Origin of the sequence: Nocardioides sp. (assembly GCF_030150155.1) — a bacterium.
In the GTDB taxonomy this organism is placed as follows: domain Bacteria; phylum Actinomycetota; class Actinomycetes; order Propionibacteriales; family Nocardioidaceae; genus Nocardioides.
In genome coordinates this window covers 134160-149073 of sequence record NZ_JASLGR010000026.1, presented here as the reverse complement: position 1 = coordinate 149073, position 14914 = coordinate 134160, and the positions used below count along the sequence as shown (strand labels likewise).

The 14914-nt window shown below is 71.1% G+C and carries 14 protein-coding genes, 1 tRNA gene and 1 other RNA gene; 2 read left to right on the top strand and 14 right to left on the bottom strand.

Translation table 11 applies throughout. The features are described from left to right. Window positions 1-15 precede the first annotated feature (15 nt). The gene (locus Q1V88_RS07290) at window positions 16-1191 is read right to left on the bottom strand and encodes an alpha-hydroxy-acid oxidizing protein (RefSeq protein ID WP_300679904.1); all 1176 of its coding nucleotides are present in this window, start codon (window positions 1189-1191) and stop codon (window positions 16-18) included. A gap of 54 nt (window positions 1192-1245) precedes the next feature. On the opposite strand from Q1V88_RS07290, the gene Q1V88_RS07285 reads away from it, so the two are divergent. Next, a complete protein-coding gene (locus Q1V88_RS07285) occupies window positions 1246-2037 on the top strand; it encodes a hypothetical protein (RefSeq protein WP_300679902.1) in 792 nt (263 codons plus the stop codon). Window positions 2038-2111: 74 nt separating this feature from the next. Here Q1V88_RS07285 and Q1V88_RS07280 read toward each other — a convergent pair whose 3' ends face one another. The 13 genes from Q1V88_RS07280 to Q1V88_RS07220 form a co-directional block, all read right to left on the bottom strand. Continuing rightward, a complete protein-coding gene (locus Q1V88_RS07280; RefSeq protein ID WP_300679899.1) occupies window positions 2112-3431 on the bottom strand; it encodes a lipase family protein in 1320 nt (439 codons plus the stop codon). 170 nt (window positions 3432-3601) lie between these two features. Further along, a complete protein-coding gene (locus Q1V88_RS07275) occupies window positions 3602-4648 on the bottom strand; it encodes an aspartate-semialdehyde dehydrogenase (protein WP_300679897.1) in 1047 nt (348 codons plus the stop codon). Between the two features lies 1 nt (window position 4649). After that, the gene (locus tag Q1V88_RS07270) at window positions 4650-5939 is read right to left on the bottom strand and encodes an aspartate kinase (RefSeq protein WP_300679895.1); all 1290 of its coding nucleotides are present in this window, start codon (window positions 5937-5939) and stop codon (window positions 4650-4652) included. Window positions 5940-5950: 11 nt separating this feature from the next. After that, a complete protein-coding gene (locus tag Q1V88_RS07265; RefSeq protein WP_300679892.1) occupies window positions 5951-6535 on the bottom strand; it encodes a DUF5063 domain-containing protein in 585 nt (194 codons plus the stop codon). A gap of 32 nt (window positions 6536-6567) precedes the next feature. Beyond that, a complete protein-coding gene (gene recR / locus Q1V88_RS07260; RefSeq protein WP_300679889.1) occupies window positions 6568-7164 on the bottom strand; it encodes a recombination mediator RecR in 597 nt (198 codons plus the stop codon). A 45-nt stretch (window positions 7165-7209) separates the two neighbouring features. Continuing rightward, window positions 7210-7590 (bottom strand): YbaB/EbfC family nucleoid-associated protein, encoded by a 381-nt coding sequence (locus tag Q1V88_RS07255; protein ID WP_300679886.1) that lies wholly within the window; start codon window positions 7588-7590, stop codon window positions 7210-7212. 23 nt (window positions 7591-7613) lie between these two features. Continuing rightward, window positions 7614-9941 carry a DNA polymerase III subunit gamma and tau gene (locus Q1V88_RS07250; RefSeq protein ID WP_300679883.1) on the bottom strand — a complete coding sequence of 776 codons (2328 nt, stop codon included), beginning with the start codon at window positions 9939-9941 and terminating at the stop codon, window positions 7614-7616. 9 nt (window positions 9942-9950) lie between these two features. Continuing rightward, window positions 9951-10343, bottom strand: coding sequence for a helix-turn-helix domain-containing protein (locus tag Q1V88_RS07245; RefSeq protein WP_300679880.1), 393 nt, complete (start codon window positions 10341-10343; stop codon window positions 9951-9953). A 60-nt stretch (window positions 10344-10403) separates the two neighbouring features. Beyond that, window positions 10404-11057, bottom strand: coding sequence for an NAD(P)H-dependent oxidoreductase (locus Q1V88_RS07240; RefSeq protein WP_300679878.1), 654 nt, complete (start codon window positions 11055-11057; stop codon window positions 10404-10406). Between the two features lie 194 nt (window positions 11058-11251). Then, window positions 11252-11342: signal recognition particle sRNA small type (gene ffs, locus Q1V88_RS07235), an RNA gene on the bottom strand. 10 nt (window positions 11343-11352) lie between these two features. Next, window positions 11353-12543: a cation:proton antiporter gene (locus Q1V88_RS07230; protein WP_300679875.1), complete on the bottom strand. Its 1191-nt coding sequence runs from the start codon at window positions 12541-12543 to the stop codon at window positions 11353-11355. Window positions 12544-12556: 13 nt separating this feature from the next. Then, window positions 12557-13048 carry a nucleoside deaminase gene (locus Q1V88_RS07225; protein WP_300679872.1) on the bottom strand — a complete coding sequence of 164 codons (492 nt, stop codon included), beginning with the start codon at window positions 13046-13048 and terminating at the stop codon, window positions 12557-12559. A 7-nt stretch (window positions 13049-13055) separates the two neighbouring features. Next, the gene (locus Q1V88_RS07220; protein WP_300679869.1) at window positions 13056-14729 is read right to left on the bottom strand and encodes an ABC-F family ATP-binding cassette domain-containing protein; all 1674 of its coding nucleotides are present in this window, start codon (window positions 14727-14729) and stop codon (window positions 13056-13058) included. Window positions 14730-14808: 79 nt separating this feature from the next. On the opposite strand from Q1V88_RS07220, the gene Q1V88_RS07215 reads away from it, so the two are divergent. Beyond that, window positions 14809-14896 (top strand) — tRNA-Ser (locus Q1V88_RS07215). The last annotated feature ends 18 nt before the right edge of the window (window positions 14897-14914 follow it).

Below are 14914 nucleotides of genomic sequence, written 5' to 3'. Positions count from 1 at the left end.
CCCCCTCGGGGCGCCTCAGGGGAGCCTGAAGACGGCGCCCGGCTCCCGCAGATCGGCCACCGTCCGGTAGCCGTTGAGCCCCATCGTCAGGTCCGCCTCGGCCAGCATCCAGTGCAGCAGGTGCGCGATCGAACCAGCGGCGTCGTCCCCGCCGACGGCCGCCGCGTACGCATAGGGCCGTCCGATCCCGACCGCCGTCGCCCCCAGCGCCAGCGCCTTGACCACGTCGACCCCCGAGCGCACCCCGGAGTCGAAGAGCACCGGCACGTCACCGGCGGCCTCGACCACCCCGGGCAGGAAGCCCAGCGCGGGGGCGCTCGCCGCCTGACGTCCGCCGTGGTTGGAGCAGTAGATCCCGTCCACTCCGGCGTCCACTGCCCGGCGTACGTCGTCGGCCGCACAGATCCCCTTGAGCACCAGCGGCAGGTCGGTCAGGCCCCGCAGCCACCCCAGATCGTCCCAGGTCAGGGACGGGTTGCCGAAGGTCATCGCCCAGTGCGCGACGAAGCCGTTCGGGTCCTCCTCCGGCGGCGCGGCGAGCCGGGAGCGGAAGACCGGATCGGCCGCGTAGTTCGCCAGGCACGCGCCGCGCAGCTGCGGGAAGATGCCGTGCGCGAGGTCGCGCGGACGGTAGCCCAGCGACCAGGTGTCAAGGGTGACCACCAGGGCGCGATACCCGGCGGCCTCGGCCCGACGCACCAGGCTCTCGGCCACCTCCCGGTCGGTCGGCGTGTAGAGCTGGAAGAACCCGGGCGTGTCCCCCAGCGCCGCCGCGACGTCCTCGAGCGGGTCCGCCATCAGGGTGCTTCCCACCAGGGGTACGCCGGTCTGCGCGGCCGCCCGGGCAGCGGCGAGGTCCCCGTGGCCGTCCTCGGCACAGATCCCGATCACGCCCACCGGCGCCAGGAAGACGGGACTGGGCAGCCGCATCCCGAAGAGGTCGACGCTCAGGTCGCGCTCGGCGGCCCCGGCCAGCATCCGCGGCGTGATCCCGTAGCGACCGAAGGCGGCGACGTTCCCGCTCTGGGTCTGCTCGTCCCCCGCCCCGCCCGCGACGTAGTCCCACAGCGGGTCGGCGAGAGTCGCGCGGGCCCGGTCGGCGAGGGCGGCTGCGGTGAACGGCAGCGTCGGCACCTCCCCGCCGAGACCGGCGAAGTAGACACCGAGCTGGAAGTCAGAGAAGTTGGCCACGATCCGACCGTAGACCCGATTCACCGCCCCGGTGTGACATGGCACACTCGGCACATGGGGTCATCCGACGAGCAGCGGCCGTCGCTGGAGATCAGCTTCGGCCGCGCGAAGAAGCCGAAGCCGCCGCGCGGCAGGCGTGAGCCGCAGGCCGAGCCGCAGGCGACCGTTGAGCCTGTGGTCGAGGCCGCCGCGGCAGTGCCGGTGGAGCCGACCCTGGTCCTGACCCCCGTCGCGGAGCCGGACGCGGAGCCCGTCAGCGCTCCTGCGGCCACCTCGACCACCTCGACCTCCTCGGCGCCCGCCGCCCTCTCCGCAGGATCGGCCACGCCGGAGACCGCCGTCGCGATGTCCGGCATCGACGCGAGCGAGCCCGACACCACCCGTCGACGCCGTACCCGCGACACCGCGCCCCGCGTCCCCCGACCGAAGCCCGTGCGCGACCCGAAGCCGCCGCGGGAGCCGTACGGGATCGGTGCGACAGCCGTGATCACCGGCCTCACCGTCGGGATCGCCCTGGTCGTCGCCGCGGCGGGTGCGCTGCGCGGATGCGCGAGCCTGCGTGGCACGGCGAGCTGCGGCAACGCGGGCCTGCCGATCCTGGCCGTCATCATCGCCGGGGGCGTGCTGCTGGGCGGCGTACTCCTGCGAGCGCTGTCCCACACCGGCAGCGCGATGTCGATCAGCTTCCTCGCCCTGGCCTTCGTGGCGATCGTGTGCTGTCTGGCGCTGCTCAACGTCCTCGACGGCTGGGCCTCGATCGTCCTGGTCCCGGCGCTGTGCATCGTGGGCTACCTGGGCAGCCACCTGGTGACGACGCGGTACATCGAGCCCTCCGACGACCACTGACGGCCGCAGACAACGGGAGACGGCCGCCGAGCCCGCCGTGGCGAGACTCGACGGCCGTCAGCCGTCAGCGCAGGTCAGTTCAGCGCGGCCTGCGGTGCGAGTGAGTTGCCGACCGCGATCGAGCCGCAGCTCGACGGCGCCGTCAGCCCGGTGAACCGGGCGGTGGTCCAGGCCAGTGCCTCGGGCAGCCACGGCACCATCGAGGTGAAGTGCGAGGTGGCGTACTCGCGGTACTGCACCCGCACGCCGCGGTCGCAGTAGGTCCGCGCGAGGGTCCGCACGTCGCCGGCGAGCATCACGCCGTCACCCTTGCCGTACGTCGCGCTCGCGGGCGTGCCCTCGAGCTCGCCGCCGGTGCCCTGGCCGACGAACATCGGCGCGTTCGGCGTACCGCCGGTGGACATGATCAGCTCGTTGGCGAGCTGCAGGAAGAGTCCGACCTTCTCCGGCTGGTCGTACTCGGGCTTGGCCAGCTGCTTCCAGGTCAGCCCCGGGTAGGCGCCGAGCACCTGGGCGATGGTCTTGGTCTGCATCTCGGCATAGATCTGCTTGCCGTAGTCGCTGAGGTACGGCGTCAGGTCGGCGCCCGCGGCCCGCGCGATGCCGACGATGGCCATCGGCATCACCCCGGCCCACAGCCCCGAGCCGTCGACGTAGTGCAGGTTGTGACCCGGCGCCACCAGCACGCCGCCGATCGCGGTGCCGACCAGGTTGCTGGCCACGTCCGGCGCGTACGACGTCGCGAGCTCGGCGGCCCACTCGCTCGCGATGGCGCCCCCGGAGTAGCCGATCAGGGCCGTCCGGCTGGTCGGGGAGACGCCGGTCGCCGAGGCACCGCCGATCGCGCGCAGCGAGTCGAGGGTGGTGTAGCCGTACTCGCGCCCGGAGGCGAAGTCGGCGGTCTGGCCCTCGGTGTCGGGAATGTTGATCGTGAAGCCGGCCAGCAGCAGCGGCGAGAACAGCGCCGTCTCGATGTTGGTGAACGCCGGCCCGATCCCCTGTCCGCCCGCGATCGCCACCGACGGCTCGTCGGCGGGGTTCAGGGAGTCGTAGAAGGACTGGTACGAGACCACCTTCGCCTTCCCGATCGTGATCAGCGGCCGTACGACGGTGGTCGCATTGACCACGGCCCGGCCCTGTTCGTCACGGGTGCGGTAGAGCACCTGCACCGCCTTGATCGGCAGGCTGAGCCCCTGGATCGAGTACGGGATCGTGCGTGTGCGCAGCACCGTGCCGGGCGCGAGCTGCGCCAACGGGGTCGACCCGGTGTAGCTGTAGAACGCGTCGGTGGGGCTGGCGGCCTGAGCCGTCACCCCCGGCGCGAACGTGAGTCCCAGCGATAACGCGAGACCGGCAACAGTGGTGGCGGCAAGCGCCCGAGCGCGAGTGGTCATGTTCGGCACGGTACACGTGACACGCGTCACACGTTACTGGTCAGTAGGAAAATCTCGCACCACGACCAAGGACCCCGCCGAAGCGGGGTCCTTGGGTGAGTCACAGGCTCGGTCCGCACGCTTGCGACACGCGCGGCCGGCGAGCCCCGAGCAACGCAGCAGACGCGCCGTCAGGAGCGTGCGGCCGCCACCAGCTCGGCGATCTGGACGGTGTTCAGAGCGGCACCCTTGCGCAGGTTGTCGTTCGAGATGAACAGCGCCAGGCCGCGGTGACCGGGCACGCCCTCGTCGGTGCGGATCCGGCCGACGTACGACGGGTCCTTGCCGGCAGCGGCGAGCGGGTTCGGGATCTCGGCCAGCTCGACGCCGGGGGCGTCGGCGAGCAGCTCGGTGGCGCGCTCGGGCGTGAGCTCGTTGTCGAACTCCGCGTTCACTGCCAGCGAGTGGCCGGTGAAGACGGGGACGCGGACGCAGATGCCGGAGACCAGGAGCTCGGGGATGCCGAGGATCTTGCGGGACTCGTTGCGGAGCTTCTGCTCCTCGTCGGTCTCGTTGAGGCCGTCCTCGACCAGGTTCCCGGCGAAGGGCAGCACGTTGTACGCGATGGTCCGCTTGTAGACGCCGGGCTCGGCGAACGCGACGGCCTCGCCGTCGTAGGCCAGCTCCCGGGCCTTGTCACCGGCGAACGCGACGGCGTCGGCCAGCTCGGAGACACCGGCGATACCGGAGCCGGAGACGGCCTGGTACGTCGACACCACCAGGCGCTTGAGGCCTGCGGCCTCGTGCAGCGGCTTGAGCACCGGCATCGCGGCCATCGTGGTGCAGTTCGGGTTGGCGATGATGCCGCGCCCGGCCTCGATCACCGCCGCGGCAGCCTCCGGGTTGACCTCGGAGACGACCAGCGGGATCGACGGGTCCTTGCGGAACGCGCTGGAGTTGTCGACCACGATCACGCCGGCGTCGACGAACTTCTGCGCCAGGGCGCGCGAGGCGGTCGCCCCGGCCGAGAAGAGCGCGACGTCCAGGCCACTCGGGTCGGCGGTGGAGGCGTCCTCGACGACGACGTCGCGGCCCTCGTAGGTCAGCACCGTGCCGGCGGACTTCGGGGAGGAGAAGAAGCGGATCGTGTCGACCGGGAAGTTCCGCTCGGCCAGGATCTGCCGCATCGCGACGCCGACCTGACCGGTCGCGCCGACCACACCGATGTTGATGCCCATGTCAGCGACCCGTCCCGCCGTAGACGACGGCCTCGACCTCGTCGGAGCCGAGGTCGAACACCGCGTGGGCAGCGTTGACGGCGGTCTCGACCTGGGTCTCGGTGACGATCACGGAGACGCGGATCTCGGAGGTGGAGATCATCTCCAGGTTCACGCCGGCGTCCGAGAGCGCCTCGAAGAAGCGGGCGGAGATGCCGGGGGCGCTGGACATCCCGGCACCGACGATGGAGACCTTGCCGACCGAGTCGTCGTACTGGAGACGCTCGTAGCCGACGGTGTCCTGCAGGCGGGCGAGGGCCGACATCGCGGCCTGGCCCTCGCTGCGCGGCAGGGTGAAGGAGATGTCGGTCAGACCGGTCGCGGCAGCCGAGACGTTCTGCACGATCATGTCGATGTTGATCTGCGCGTCGGCGATCGCACGGAAGATCGAGGCGGCCTCGCCGACCTTGTCCGAGACACCGACGACGGTGATCTTGGCCTGGCTACGGTCGTGGGCCACGCCCGTGATGATTGCTTCTTCCATGGCGGGCTCCTGAGCGTTGGGGTCCTTGACGTCCTCGGCCTTGACGACCCAGGTGCCCTCCTTCTCAGAGAAGGAGGAGCGGACGTGGATGGGCATGTCGTAACGGCGGGCGTACTCGACGCACCGCAGGTGCAGGATCTTGGCGCCCTGCGCCGCCATCTCCAGGGTCTCCTCGTAGGAGATCCGCGGGATCTTGCGGGCGTGCGGCTCGATCCGCGGGTCGGCGGTGAAGATGCCGTCGACGTCGGAGTAGATCTCGCAGACGTCGGCCTCGAGGGCGACGGCGAGCGCCACGGCGGTCGTGTCGGAGCCACCACGGCCGAGCGTGGTGATGTCCTTGGTGGTCTGGGAGACGCCCTGGAAGCCCGCCACGATCGCGATCGCACCGTCGCTGAGCGCCTCGGTGATCCGGCTGGGCCGGACGTCGATGATCTTCGCCTTGCCGTGCGCGGCGTCGGTGATCACACCGGCCTGCGACCCGGTGAACGAACGCGCCTCGTGGCCGAGCGTCTGGATCGCCATGGCGAGGACCGCCATCGAGATCCGCTCACCGGCGGTGAGGAGCATGTCGAGCTCACGGGCGGGGGGCAGCGGCGACACCTCATTGGCGAGGTCGATCAGCTCATCAGTCGTGTCACCCATGGCGGAGACGACCACGACGACGTCATGGCCCGCCTTACGGGTGTTGATGATGCGCTGCGCGACTCGCTTGACGCCCGCCGCGTCCGCGACCGACGAGCCGCCGAACTTCTGGACAACGATTCCCACGGGAACCAAGTCTAGAGGGGCGCGCCACCCACTATTTCATCGGCGACCGCCAGTTGGTCAGCCTCGTCCACCAGCTCGGCGTCCAGGCGGTCATGGGAGACCACCGTGAGCAGTGCGTTGAGCACCGCACCGGCCACGTTCCCCCACGTGCTGACGTAGGAGAACTGCCACCACCACAGCGCCTCGGCGAGGTCGCCACGACGGTAGTGCCGCAGCCCGTTCTCCAGCTCCGTCGCGATCGAGGCGAGGTCGTCGGAGAGCTGGGAGTCGACCACCTCGGGGGCGTACGGATCGAAGACGAAGCTGTACGTGTCGACGTCGCCGAGGATCTCCGCCAACCGCATCCGCAGCTCGTCGACGTCAGCCTCCGGGCCGACGTCGGGCTGGAACTCCTCCCGCGGCTCGAAGTCGTTCTGTACGCCGAGACGCGCGCCGGCCAGCAGCAGCTGGCTCACCTCCAGCAGCAGCAGCGGGATCGCACGGCCCGCGTCGGCCTCGGTGCCGATCGCCTTCAACGCCAGCAGGAAGGACTCGATCTGGTCGGCGATCTCCGTAGCGAAGTCCTCGTCGACCGCCGGTGTCGCGTTCTGCTCCATCACAGCCCTCCTGTCGTTCCTGCCCTGGTGGGCTATTCCGCCGCGCGTCGTCCAGCGAACGCCCGGCCGAGCGTGACCTCGTCGGCGTACTCGAGATCTCCGCCTACGGGCAGTCCACTCGCCAACCGCGTGATGCGCAAGCCCAACGGGCTCAATTGGCGGGTGAGGTACGTCGCCGTGGCCTCGCCTTCGAGGTTCGGGTCGGTGGCCAGGATGATCTCGACGATCTGCGGGTCACCCAGGCGCTGGTGCAGCTCCCGGATGTGGAGCTGATCGGGGCCGATCCCGTCGATCGGGCTGATCGCACCGCCCAGGACGTGGTAGCGCCCCTTGAACTCGCGGGTGCGCTCGATCGCGACGACGTCCTTGTACTCCTCGACGACGCAGAGCACCGTCGGATCGCGGCGCGGGTCGCGACAGATCCGGCAGGTCTCCTCCTCGGAGACGTTGAAGCAGATCGAGCAGAACTTCACTCGCCGCTTGACCTCCTGGAGCGTGGTCGCGAGCCGCTGCACGTCCTCGGGGTCGGCCTGGAGGAGGTGGAACGCGATCCGCTGGGCGGACTTCGGACCGACGCCGGGGAGTCGGCCGAGCTCGTCGATCAGGTCCTGGACTACGCCTTCGTACAACGCCGGCTCACTTCAGGATCGGGGTCGCGGGCGCCGTGGGCGCCACTAGAAGCCCAGCTTCATCGGCGGGGCGGCCGGGCCGTCCTCGCCACCGAGGAAGGAGCCGAGGCCCCCGGCCAGCGGGCTGAGGCTCTGCGCGGCCAGCGCGTCGGCCTGGGACTTCGCGTCGCGGTACGCCGCCACGATCAGGTCACCCAGGTCACTCAGCGAGTCGGGGTCGGAGCCGTCGAACTCGCCGGCCTTGAGGTCGACGTCGAGCAGGTCGCCGACACCGCTGAGGGTGACGGAGACGGCGCCGCCGGCCACGGTGCCGGTGACGGTGGCCTCCGCGAGCCGGTCCTGGGCCTCGGCGATGTTGGCCTGCATGGCCTGGGCCTGGCCGAGCAGGGCGTTGAGGTCGAGGCCGCCGAAGGGCGATTCAGTCATGGGTCAAGCCTCTCACTGGTCGTTCACTGGTTCGGAATCTCTTCGATGACGGTGGCCCCGAGCTCGCGCTCGAGCAGCTCCGCGCCGCTCAGGCTCTCGTCCTCCGTGATCTCGTCGTCGGCGTGGACCGCGGCATCGGCGGCGTTCCAGTCCGGTGCGCCGCCGTGGTCGTCCCACGGCGGGGGCTCCGGCGGCGGGTAGTCGCCCGCCGCCTGGTGCTGGGCGTACGGGTCGGGCTGGCCGTGCTGGGGGCCCTGGTTGGCGTGGTGGTTCTGATGGTTCTGGTCGCTCTGATGGTTCTGGTGGCCCTGGGCGGGCTGAGTGGCGTCGTGCTGCGGGTAGCCCTGCTGGGGCTGCTGAGCGGCCTGCTGCTGAGGCTGCTGGCCGTAGCCGCCCCCGCCGGACGGGCCGGCGCTGACGGCACCGGGCTGCGCCGAGGGCGCCACGATCGCGTTGATCCGCCAGGTCACCCCGGGCACCACCTCGGCGACGGCCTGCTGGAGCACGTCGCCGTAGCCGCCGGAGTCGAAGGAGTCCCGCGAGCCGACGTTGATGAAGCCGAGGGTGAGCACGTCGCCCTCCAGCCCCAGCACCTGGCAGTTCTGGGTCAGGTGCATCCACGCCACCCGGCGCTTGGACTTGGTCCGGTCGACGATCTCGGGCCAGAGCCGTCGCACGTCGATGGTGCCCATGCCCGGCTGAGCAGGGGTCGGGGTGGGGGCGGGAGTCGGGGCGGGAGGGGTGGCAACGGGAGCGGGCGCCGCCTCGCGCCGACTTCCGGGTTCACCACCGCCGACTTCCGGGTTCGCCACCGGCGAGTTCCGGGTTTCCTCCATTCGCGGCGCCGATCCGGTCGGTACGGCGGGTGCCTGCGGGCCCCACGGGTCGTCCTGCTCGGCCGCGCTCGGTGCGGGGGCGCTGGGTGCGGGGGCGCTGGGTGCGGGGGCGCTCGGGGCGACGGCGCTCGGCGCGGGAGCCTCGGGAGCAGGCGTCGGAACCGGCGGGGCCGTCGGAGGCGCGACAGCAGCCGGTGCCTGCGGAGCCGCAGGTGCGGCGGGGCCGCCCTCCTCCCGGCGTACGTCGGCCACAGCGGGTGCCGCGGGAGGCGGCGTACTGGGGACGACGGACGGCGCCGCAGGAGGCGTGGCGAACCCGGAACTCGGCGGTGAGTAAGCCGGAAGTCGGCCAGAGGCGAACTGGTTCTCCAACCGATCCAACCGCGCACCGAAGCCCTGGTCCCCGTCCGCCCCGGGCAGCAGCACCCGGGCGCAGATCAGCTCCAGCAGCAGCCGCGGAGCGGTCGCGCCGCGCATCTCGGTGAGCCCGGAGGCGACCAGGTCGGCGGCACGGGAGAGGTCGGCCGCGCCGAAGCGCCGGGCCTGGGACTCCAGCCGCTCCCCCGCGTCGGAGGCGACGTCGATCAGGCCCGTGGCCGTGGCGCCGGGGACCGCGGAGATGATCACCAGGTCACGCAGCCGGCGGAGCAGGTCCTCGGTGAAGCGGCGCGGGTCCTGACCGGTCTCGATGACCTTGTCCACGACCCCGAAGACCGAGGCGCCGTCGCGCGCAGCGAAGGCGTCGACGGCCTCGTCGAGCAGGGTGTCCGGGGTGTAGCCGAGCAGGCCGGCGGCCAGGTCGTAGGTGACACCGGCCGGCCCGGCACCGCCGAGCAGCTGGTCCATCACCGACATCGTGTCGCGGGCCGAGCCACCGCCGGCCCTGACGATCAGGGGCATCGCGGCCGGTTCGACGGCGACGCCCTCACGCTCGCAGATCTCGCCCAGGTAGGCCGACAGCAGCCGCGGCGGGATCAGCCGGAACGGGTAGTGGTGGGTACGCGAGCGGATGGTCGGGATGACCTTCTCGGGCTCGGTGGTGGCGAAGATGAACCGAAGGTGCTCCGGCGGCTCCTCGACCAGCTTGAGCAGGGCGTTGAAGCCCTGCGTGGAGACCATGTGGGCCTCGTCGATGATGTAGACCTTGTAGCGGCTCTTCACCGGGGCGAAGAACGCCTTCTCGCGCAGGTCGCGGGCGTCGTCGACACCACCGTGGGAGGCTGCGTCGATCTCGATCACGTCGATCGAGCCGGACCCGCCACGGGAGAGGTCGCGGCACGACTCGCACTCACCGCACGGGTCGGCGATCGGGGCCCGCTCGCAGTTGAGTGCCCGGGCGAGGATGCGCGCCGAGGTGGTCTTGCCGCAGCCGCGCGGCCCGGAGAAGAGGTAGGCGTGGTTGACCCGGTTGTTGGCCAGGGCGGCCCGCAGCGGCGTCGTGACGTGATCCTGACCGATCACCTCGGCGAACGTCTCGGGCCGGTAGCGGCGGTACAGCGCGAGGGGGGTCTCCACGCGCCAACCTTAGTCGCCTGCGGGTGAGGCCGCCGAGCCCGCAGAGCCCGCCGCCGGCGAGGGCAGGTGCTCCTTCGCCCAGCCGCTCAGCGCCTGCAGCGCCGGGATCAGAGCCCGGCCGGCAGCCGTCAGCGAGTAGCGCACCGAGACCGGCGGCCCCTCGGCGACGATCCGCTCGATCAGGCCGAGCTCGGTCAGCTCGGCGAGCCGGGAGGAGAGCACCGAGTCGCTGATCCCCGACGCGAGCCCGCGACCGAGGTCGGCGAAACGGGCGTCATCCTCGGCCAGCAGACCGAGGATGACGCCGTTCCAGCGCTTGCCCAGGATCGAGAAGGCGGCGCTCAGCGCGGCGTCGCACTGCGGCGCGCCGTGACACTCAGCGGTCTCCACCATCTCGTTCATCCCTGGGATTGTGCCGCACTCGTCACCCGGGGACCGGGTTTCGGGTCAGCGGAGCGTGCTTCAGGCGGACTTGCGCTCGGTGTACGCCGTGGCGAGGGCCTGACCGGTACCGGCGGCCTTCTCCTCGGCGGCGGTCTTGAGCGCAGCGCCCTGCTCGGCGAAGGAGTCCAGGGCCGGGTTGACGCCGACGAGGGTGAAGTCGCGCTCGACGACGGTCACGTTGGCGCCCCAGACCTCGGAGAAGATGCGGACCAGGTAGTCGGTGCCGTGGTCCCAGCCGGCCTTCGGGCCGTCCTCGCCGTAGTAGCCACCGCGGGCTACGACGATCGCGACGTCCTTGCCCTTGAGGATCTCGCCCAGCGGCTGGGAGATGACGATGACCTGGTCGAGGTAGGACTTGACCAGCTGGTTGACGCCCCAGTTGTAGAGACCGGTGGCGAGGATGATGGTCTCGGCCGAGGTCAGCTCGTCGAAGAGCTCCTGGGACAGCGCGAGCGCGGCGTTCTGCTCGGCGGTACGGCTCTCGGCCGGGGTGTTGCCACCGGAGACGGCAGCGATCCAGGAGGAACCGAGGACCGGGTTGGCGGCGAGGTCGCGGGCCACGACGGTGGCGCCGGGGTGCTCGGCGATCCAGTGCTCCTGGACGGTGTTCGCCAGAGCGCGGCTGGCGGAGTAGTCGCCGAGGATGCTGGAGTCGATGCGGAGCAGAGACACGGTGTTTCTCCTGATTGAGTAGGTACTTCGTTTTCAGAAGTAACTACGCCATGCGAAGACCCATTCCCGATGGGATGAAGTTTCATGAAAAAAGTTTCACGGGAGCGGAGCTCGACCGTGAGGAACCCGGATCTCGACCGTGAGGAACCCGGATCTCGGCGGTGGTGAACCCGGATCTCGGCGTCAGGGGACAAAAAGGCCCCCCGTGCACCCAACAGAGCTCACGTATCCTTGCTGCCTTCCGGCCCTGGGGAGGTTCGGCGAGATGCTGCCGCACGAGGGGTTGGGAGGGAGTCTAGGCACCCGAGGCGGGAGGCTCCAATCCGGAGGCCTGTCCCGGCGACGGTACGCCGGCCGACGCGGCGCTCGACCGGGCCGCGAGGGCCCCACCGACGACGGAGAACGCGATCGTCACCAGCGCCCCTAGCATCAGCGCCGACCCCTCGCCGGCACGCAGCAGCCCCTCCTGGGTGCCGATCGTCACCGCAGCACTCGGCACCCCGATCTGTGCGGCCGCCATCAGCCCCAGCGGGATCGGCTGGCCCAGCAGCCGCGGCGCCAGGTGCGCGAGCACCGAGCCCAGCCCGAGCAGCACGCCCAGCAGCAGCATCGAGGGGTGCTGGCCGAGGTTGCGCAGCTGGAGCGAGGCGCCCAGCCAGACGAAGAAGAGCGGCCCGAAGAAGCCCTCGGTCAGGGCGAACAGCTGCTTGGCCAGCCGCCGCGGCTCCCCGACGATGTTGACCGCCAGCCCGAACGTGAAGCCCGCCAGCATGATCGAGACGTGGGTGCCGACGGCGACCGCGGCGATCGCGCAGAGCAGCACCAGCTGGATCCGCAGCTCCAAGGCGAAGCGACGCCGCTCGGAGACCTCGTGCACCCGACGACGTACGCCGATGTGCTCGAGCCACCACAGGATCGCGCACATCACCGCGGCCGTCGCCACCACGGCGAGCGCCCCCAGTGCCGCCCGCGGGGCGTGCGCCGGGTCAATCGCCAGCGGCAGGGCGACGATGCAGACGGCATCGGCGATGGCCACCTGGGGCAGCAGGTCGCCGACCTTCGGACCGCTCAGCCCCAGGGAGTCCAGGGTCGGGAGCACCAGCGCTGCGCTGGAGGAGCCGATCAGGACGGCGTACAGGGACCAGTGCGGCAGGTCGAAGAGGCGGGCCAGGGCTACCCCGAACGCGACCGCGACCAGCCCGACCAGCACCGCCCTGACCGCACCGCGCACCAGCACCGTCGAGGAGCTGCGCGCCCGGACCGGCAGGTGCGTGCCGGCGACGAACATCACCAGCGCGAAGCCGACGTCGGCCAGGATGCCGAAGGTCTCCTGGGAGGCGTCGACGATCCCGAACCCGCTGGCACCGACGACGACCCCGGCGGCGAGCTCGCCGAGCACGACCGGCAGGTGCAGTCGTTTCGGCAGCGCGAGCAACGGCCCGAGCAGGCCGATCAGACCGATCAGTGCCAGCTCGCCGAAGCTCATGTCGCGATCCGGCTCAGTAGTCCGTACGACCGTCGTGGCGCTGCCACGCGGCGAAGGGGGCGAAGGAGGAGTCCAGGCGCAGGGCATCGACCCGCATCGACCACTGGTCGCGCGGGGTGGCGAACAGGTCGTAGAAGGCCCGGTCGTCGAAGCCGCCCTCGGCGGCGTCGTCACGGTTCGCGGAGAAGACCACCCGGTCCAGCCGGGCCCACAGCGCCGCGGAGAGACAGAGCGGACACGGCTCGCAGCTCGTGTAGAGCGTGTAGCCGACCAGCGAGAAGTCCCCGATCGAGCGGCAGGCGTGCCGGATCGCGGTGACCTCGGCATGCGCGGTCGGGTCGAGGTCGTGGGTGACCCGGTTGACCCCGGTGGCGACGACCTCGCCGGTCTCCGAGGCCACGATCAGGGCGCCGAACGGGCCGCCTCCGGCCTCCACGTTGGCTACGGCCAGGTCGACCGCCTGCGCCAGGTGGGCCTCGTCCATCGTCGTCAGCGCTTCGTCCACCCCCGCACTATCCCAGAACCGTGACCTGTCCGTCCTCGACGCGCAGCTGCCGGGTGGTGCTGACCGCCGCCAGCATCCGCCGGTCGTGGGTGACCAGCAGCAACGTGCCCGGGTAGGCGTCCAGCGCCGACTCCAGCTGCTCGATCGCCGGCAGGTCGAGGTGGTTGGTGGGCTCGTCGAGGACCAGCAGGTTGACCCCGCGGGCCTGGAGCAGCGCCAGCGCCGCCCGGGTCCGCTCCCCCGGGGAGAGGGTCGCTGCGGGGCGGACGACGTGGTCGCCCTTGAGGCCGTACTTGGCCAGCAGCGTGCGAACCTCCTCCGGCGCGATCGCGGCGATCGCCGACGCGTCGCCCCCGACGGCGGCACGCTGGAAGGCGTCGACCAGCGGCTCGTCACCCTCGAAGAGCGCCCGGGCCTGGTCGATCTCGCCGACCACGACCCCCGGACCGAGCTCGGCGGTGCCCTCGTCGAGGGCGATCCTGCCCAGCAGCGCGCCGAGCAGGGTCGACTTCCCCGAGCCGTTGGGCCCGGTGATGGCGATCTTGTCGGCCCACGCCACCTCCAGGTCGACCGGGCCGAGAACGAACCCCTCCCGGCGTACGACGGCACCCCGGAGCACCGCGGTGCGCGCGCCCGAGCGCGGGGCGGCGGCGATCTCCATCCGCAGCTCCCACTCCTTGCGCGGCTCCTCGACGGCGTCCTTCTCCAGCCGCTCGATCGCCTTCTCGGACTGACGGACCTTCTGCGCCTGCTTCTCGGCCGAGTCGGCGGCGAAGTTCTTCACGAACTTGTCCCGCTCGGTCGCCTGCTTGCGGCGGGCGTTGCGCACCCCCTGGGTCGCCCAGTTGCGCTGGGTCACCATCCGGTCCTTGAGGGAGCCGAGCTTGTCGGCGTACTCCTCGTAGGCCTCGCGGGCGTGCTGCCGGGCGATCTCCCGCTCGTGCAGATACGAGTCGTAGTCGCCGCCGTAGACGTTGATCTGGTGCTGATGCAGGTCGAGCTCGACGACCCGGTTGACGGTGCGGGCCAGGAACTCGCGGTCGTGGGAGACGATCACGACCCCGGCCCGCAGGCCGAGGACGAACTGCTCGAGGCGGTCGAGGCCGTCCAGGTCGAGGTCGTTGGTGGGCTCGTCGAGCAGGAAGAGGTCGTAGCGCGCCAGCAGCATCGACGCCAGCCCCGCCCGGGCCGCCTGCCCGCCCGAGAGCGAGGTCATCGGCTGATCGAGGTCGACGCCCAGACCGAGCTCGGCGACCACCTGCTCGGCACGCTCGTCGAGGTCGGCGCCACCGAGGGCGAGCCAGCGGTCGAGCGCCTCGGCGTACTCGTCCTCGATCCCCTCCACGCCCTCGGCGAAGGCAGCGGTGGCGGTCTCGTAGCGCTCCGTCGCCGCCTGGACGCCGGTACGGCGGGCGAGGTAGCCGCGCACCGACTCCCCGGCACGGCGCTCGGTCTCCTGGGGCAGGAAGCCGACGGTCGCAGTCGGCGGGCTGAGCGTCAGCGCGCCCTCCTCGGGGGTCAGCTCACCGGCCAGGGTCCGCAGCAGCGTCGACTTGCCCGCGCCGTTGGGGCCGACCAGACCGATCCGGTCACCGGGCGCAATCACCAGGTCCAGGCCCTCGAAGAGGGAGGTCACGCCATGTCCGGCCGCCAGTTGCTTGACCGTCAATGTCGCACTCACCGGAACAGGCTAGTGGTCGTCCCCGGAAGGCTGCGACTCGATTTCCCCGTCACCCGGTTCGACCAGTAGGGTCCTTCTTGGATCTGTCGCCTAGTGGCCTATGGCGCACGGCTGGAATCCGTGTTGGGTGCAAGCCCTCGGGGGTTCGAATCCCCCCAGATCCGCCATCCGCATGGCGGAGAACC